At 43.0% G+C, this 5,617-nt stretch carries 2 protein-coding genes and 1 pseudogene; 1 reads left to right on the plus strand and 2 read right to left on the minus strand.

Annotation, left to right across the window (positions count from 1 at the left end):
• Positions 1-398: 398 nt before the first annotated feature.
• Positions 399-1,316 (plus strand): fructosamine kinase family protein, encoded by a 918-nt coding sequence (locus QUA04_RS28470; protein ID WP_333263799.1) that lies wholly within the window; start codon positions 399-401, stop codon positions 1,314-1,316.
• Between the two features lie 79 nt (positions 1,317-1,395).
• Here QUA04_RS28470 and QUA04_RS28475 read toward each other — a convergent pair whose 3' ends face one another.
• Together QUA04_RS28475 and QUA04_RS28480 are read right to left on the minus strand one after the other, a co-directional pair.
• Complete coding sequence (locus QUA04_RS28475; RefSeq protein WP_333263802.1) at positions 1,396-3,096, minus strand: ABC-F family ATP-binding cassette domain-containing protein; 1,701 nt, start codon at positions 3,094-3,096, stop codon at positions 1,396-1,398.
• A 762-nt stretch (positions 3,097-3,858) separates the two neighbouring features.
• A pseudogene (locus tag QUA04_RS28480) lies at positions 3,859-4,813 on the minus strand (IS630 family transposase).
• Positions 4,814-5,617 lie beyond the last annotated feature (804 nt).

The raw sequence follows: 5,617 nt of genomic DNA on the forward strand, positions 1-5,617 counted from the left end.
CCCGTTGATAGGCGTTAAGTGGAAGTCCTGAGAGGGATGAAGCTGAGGCGTACTAATAGACCGAGGGCTTGACCTCTATTTCGACATGGTGATGATGATGACTTAATTCTATGCAGTCTTCAGCGTTTTATACTCTTACAGCTTTTCGCTAGTGTCGACAGACGCAGTGGTTCCACAGAGATTCCCTCCCGAACTCGCTTGTTAAATGCCCAGGTGTCGACTATATTTCCCCGCTCACTGGATCTCGAAAATATCTCCATCCCTGGAACCACTACTTTTAAACAAAAGCTCCTCTCTGTACAGATAGGGGCTTTGTTGTTTTTTCTGATTAATTTTTAATTTGCTATACCTGTTAAAGTAATTTCGATCGCCCTCAACCCTCAACACGATTTCATGCTATGTGGGACAAAATTGCCGCGCACATCTCTGAAACAACCGGAGAAACATTTTCTATTGACAATCGCCATTCAGTCAGCGGCGGCTGCATCAATCAAGGCTATTCTATTAGCAGCAGTTCCCGCGCTTACTTCGCGAAAATCAATCAAGCTTCCCAAATTGCGATGTTTGAAGCCGAGGCTTTGGGTGTGCAGCAAATGCGCGCAACCCAGACGATTCGAGTACCTGAGCCGATTTGCTGGGGAACTGAGGGGAATTCAGCTTATATTGTGCTGGAATGGCTGCATTTGGGAAGTCGCGGGGGCGAGAGAGCTTGGGAAGAAATGGGGCGCAAACTGGCGGCAATGCACAAATACACCCCCCCCAACCCCCCCTTGCTAAGGGGGGGAGAAGAGCCTAATTCTACCTTGCTAAGGGGGGTTTTTGGTTGGGATATTAATAATACGATCGGCTCAACTGTGCAAATTAATAATTGGACGGTAAATTGGGCAGAATTTTGGGCAGAACGTCGGATTGGTTATCAGTTAAAATTGGCGAGGCGTCGGGGTGGGCATTTTCCACAAGGGGAACGTTTATTAGAGGTAATTCCTGAGTTGTTAGCAGACCACGAACCGCAACCTTCGCTGGTTCACGGGGATTTGTGGGGGGGCAATGCAGGGGTAACATCTGCGGGGGAACCGGTAATTTTTGACCCGGCAACTTATTTTGGAGATAGAGAAGTTGATATCGCGATGACGGAGTTATTTGGCGGGTTTCCGGCGCAGTTTTATCGAGGATATAATCAGGTTTGGCAGTTGGATGGAGGCTACGAGCAGCGGAAAACTTTATATAATCTATATCACATTTTGAATCATTTTAATTTGTTTGGTGGGAGTTATGAGTCGCAGGCGAATCAGATGATTAATAGAGTCTTGGGTTAGAAATAGGGATTTTTTATTTCTAACCGCAGATGAACGCAGATAAACGAATATCTAAGGTTTATCTGCAACCGTTGCCGCTTTATTTTTGCTTAGCTGTTGCTTTTTTCTTAGCTTCTTTTTCGGCTTTTTTAGCCGCTTTTTCAGCTTCAAGTTTTGCGATTTTTGCTAGCTCTTTTTCTTCGGCTATTTTATCCAGATAGTAGTGGTAATCTCCCAAATAAGTACGAAACTCTCCATCCCGGATTTCGACTATTTTGTTGGCGACTTGGGAGATGAAATAGCGATCGTGCGAAACGATAATTACGGTACCGTCATAATTCTGAATCGCCTCTTCCATCATCTCTTTCGCCGGAATGTCGAGGTGATTTGTCGGTTCGTCCAAAATCAGCAAATTCACGGGAGCTAACAGCATTTTTGCCAAAGCTAGGCGGGCTTTTTCGCCGCCGCTTAAAGCGCCAACCTGTTTGAATACTGTTTCACCCGTAAATAAGAAACGGCCCAACAAAGTCCGAACTTCTTCATTTTTCCAGTCGGGAACTTCGTCGTGAATGGTTTGCATCACGGTTTTATTCAAATCTAAGGCCTCTGCCTGATTCTGTTCAAAGTAACCGGGGATGACGTTGTGGCCTCCCAATTTGACCGTACCTTCAGTCGGCTTTTCCAAGCCCATAATCATCCGCAGCAGGGTTGATTTGCCCGCGCCGTTAGGGCCGAGAAAGGCTATGCGATCGCCCCTTTCAATTAATAAGTCGGCTCCCAAAAATAGGATTTTTTCGCCGTAGGTGTGCACCAAATCTTCAATTATTGCTACTTCGCGACCGCTGCGGGGTGCGGGGGGAAAGCGGAAATGCAAAGTTTTTAATCCGCCGGTGGGGGCTTCGATGCGTTCTATTTTGTCTAACTGTTTCTCGCGGCTTTTGGCTTGGGTGCTGCGAGTGGCGCTGGCGCGGAATTTTTCTACGAATGCTTGCTGTTTTTCGAGTTCTTTTTGCTGGCTTTCGTAGGCGCTGAGTTGGGCTTCTCTGGCTTCTGCTTTTTGCAGCAGGTAGGAGGAGTAGTTGCCGAGGTAAGTGGTGGAAACGCCGCGTTCGGTTTCGACGATTTGGGTGCAGAGCCGATCGAGAAATTCCCGGTCATGGGATACGATTACCATCGGGGTGATCAGCCCTTTCAGGTATACTTCCAGCCATTCGATCGTTTCTAAGTCGAGGTGGTTGGTAGGTTCGTCTAGCAGCAGGAGATCGGGTTTTTGGAGGAGAATTTTGCCCAAACTCATCCGCATTTGCCAGCCGCCGCTGAAGGCGCTGACTAATCGATCGCCGTCTTCGGGTTCAAATCCGATTTCGGGCAGAATTTTCTCGATTTGGGCTTCTAAACCGTAGCCGTTTAAGCCTTCAAATTGCCGTTGCAGGCGATCCATTTTGTGGATCAGTTCGTCGAGATTTTCTGGGGTGGAGGTTTCCAAGTCTCGATGCACTTGCATCAGGGATTCGTGGACATCGTTGGCTTCGCTGAAGGCACGCCAAAATTCTTCTCTGACGGTGCGAGTCGGATCTACTTCAAATTCTTGGGAGAGGTAGGCGATGTGGAGGCTGGCGGGGCGAATGACTTCGCCTGCGGTGGGTTCGATTTCGCCGGCTATGATTTTGAGTTGGGTGGATTTGCCGGCACCGTTAACGCCTACTAAGCCGATGCGATCGCCTGGCTTGACTTCCCAGGTGACATCTTTGAGTACGACGCCTGTGGGATAAATTTTACTGATGTGTTCGAGTCGCAGCATTGTTGTGGGGACTGGGGAAGGGCTGGTTTAGCGGCGGATGGGATGCCGGCGCTGAGGTCGAGTTAATCTTAACAAATTTTAATTATATTTAGGGTATTACCCGATTTTGATTTGGTAGGAGTTACGCGAAGAAACGGGGTTTCTCTGAAAAATCGCAGATTCTGGGCTAGAGATATAGGAAGAAACCCGGTTTCTGGCCTCGATGTGGGCTCAGGACTATTTGGGTGGGGCGATCGGGCGATCGTGTTGTTTCAGATTGAATTTCTCGCATAATGGTTGAGACTTCTGCACCTTATACCATTTTTTTAAAGAGGTAATAGACTTGTGTGAAAAGTAAAGGAGAGAATTACAATGTCAGGTTGTCCTCATATAAAGATTACCGAATCGGGAGAAAATTTGCCATAAATACTCAAACAACCAAAAATAATTATAGCTTATAACCAAGTCCAAATGCTTTATTTGTTTCAATCAAAACAAGTAGAAAATGTGCGGGTAGTATCGGCAGTTTTAAGTAAAAGTGAGGCAACAATTCATCGCTGGCTCTTTCAATATAAAGAGGGCGGTCTGGAAAATTTGTTAAAAAATTTCTTCTGTTTTTGGTCGCCCACAAAAGTTCTCAGTTGAAATAGCAGCTTCATTGTAACAAGAGTTGAGAGACCCCGAAGGATTTCAGAGTCCTGCTAGAAGTTTATTTCGGGCTGTGGTTGATTAAAGGAAGAGCCAGTAGTTCTCCGGCTGTATATTTTTTATATATAGCCTTTCTCAAAAAGATGAGGTACAATAACAGCAGTGCGTAAACCAGTTAAAAATATTTGATGATGTAACTTGACTGAACGCCAACTCTATGGCTTTGGCTAATTCTTGATAATTAGTAGTATTGATAGAACGAAGAATGATTTTAAGTTTTGACCACAGACTTTCAATTGGTGAAAAATCTGGTGAATAAGGTGATAAGTATATTAATTTTGCCCCTTTCTTTTCGATCGCTTTTTTCACTTCTTCTCCCAAGTGAATTGGACAATTATCCATCACGACACAAGCACCTTTCCATAGTTTGGGTACAAGTTTTCTGATTATAAAAGCTTCAAATGTAATTGCATCAGTTGGGCCTATTAAATTAACCGATGTCAAAATTTCCTTGACTGACATTGCTCCAATTATTGAGACATTTTTGCCACGTTTAGTTGGTTTTGCCCCCGGGCTCTTTCACCTTTTAGAGCTCTAGCATATAACCTAACCATTGCTAAATTAACTCCCGATTCGTCAATGAATATTAAGTCTTTCAAACTAATTTTTTTAATTGTTTCCCAGAATTCACATCGCAGAATTTGAACTCGCTCTGTGCCTTTACCTGAAGGGAAGAGAGTCTTTTTTTTTACAGTAATATTTAAGAGTTTTATCATTCTTCCTATTGTCGCTATACTAACGGCAAATCCATTCTCCCATAAAGTTGGGGACGGAGTTCTTCAAGAGTTGCATCATTATTTTTTTCCATCAATTCGGCCAAGATAAGTAGTTGCTCCGCCTTCAGTTTACCTTTGACTCCACATCGGTCAGTTCTCGGAGTAATGTTTTTTGTTTCACGATATTGTTTAAGCAATTTTTGTACAAAGCTCAAGGCTACAGAAAAACGCTTAGCTATTGCTTTTTGTGAAATGGGCTCAGTATGATAAGTATTAAGTATTTTTTGTCTAAAATCAATCGAATAAGCTTTCATTTTTAACAATGTATGAAGTTGGGTACAATTAAACGTGTTGTGAGTCAAGCAGATCGTGCTGTCAAAAAAATGCTATTATGTGTGGTATCGCTTTCCCGTGGTCTTAGTGAACCATATAATTATAGTTCATTTGATCTTATCTTCTCTGTTTGACCCTCAAGAGTGAGTGTCAGTAACATGATACCTCATCTTTCTGAGAAAGGCTATATATAAAATTAAAAAATAAATGAAAAATTCCAAGACCTCGCAGTATTTCTCAGAAATCTAGGGCTATTAATGAATTTAAAAATAAATTGCATCAACAGATAAAAGCTTTACTACACAAAGCTTTACCTCAAGTAAACAAATATAAAAAAGTGACTTATTGGTGTAGTAATGAACCATAGCCTAGGGCTGCATACAATTCGTCGGCGCCTGACTCTTTCAGGCGTAAAGCCCCAAGGAAAGCATCAATGGAAATTTGAGCGTTTTTGGCTGTATGGGGCAGTATCGATCGCAAAAGAGAAAAAGTTTTTTTTTGGGATTTTTCGCATTTAGACCAATTTTGTTTTGAAGCATATTTACAACTTTTTTTAAGACAATATCCTCATGAATTACACATAATTCAAGTAGATAACGCACGACTCTCCTAATTTAAGCTCATCTGAATTACCAGACAATGTTATTTTACTATTTCAGCCTCCGGCTTGTCCGTCCGTAAATCCCACAGAAAGAGTGTGGGAATATCGTAAGCGTTCAGGGGTATAAAGAAGACGAAAAACCACCCCCAAAATCAAAGAATAAAATTAGGCAGCAGTCAACAAG

Source organism: Microcoleus sp. S13_C5 (genome assembly GCF_036700845.1).
Lineage (GTDB): Bacteria > Cyanobacteriota > Cyanobacteriia > Cyanobacteriales > Microcoleaceae > Microcoleus.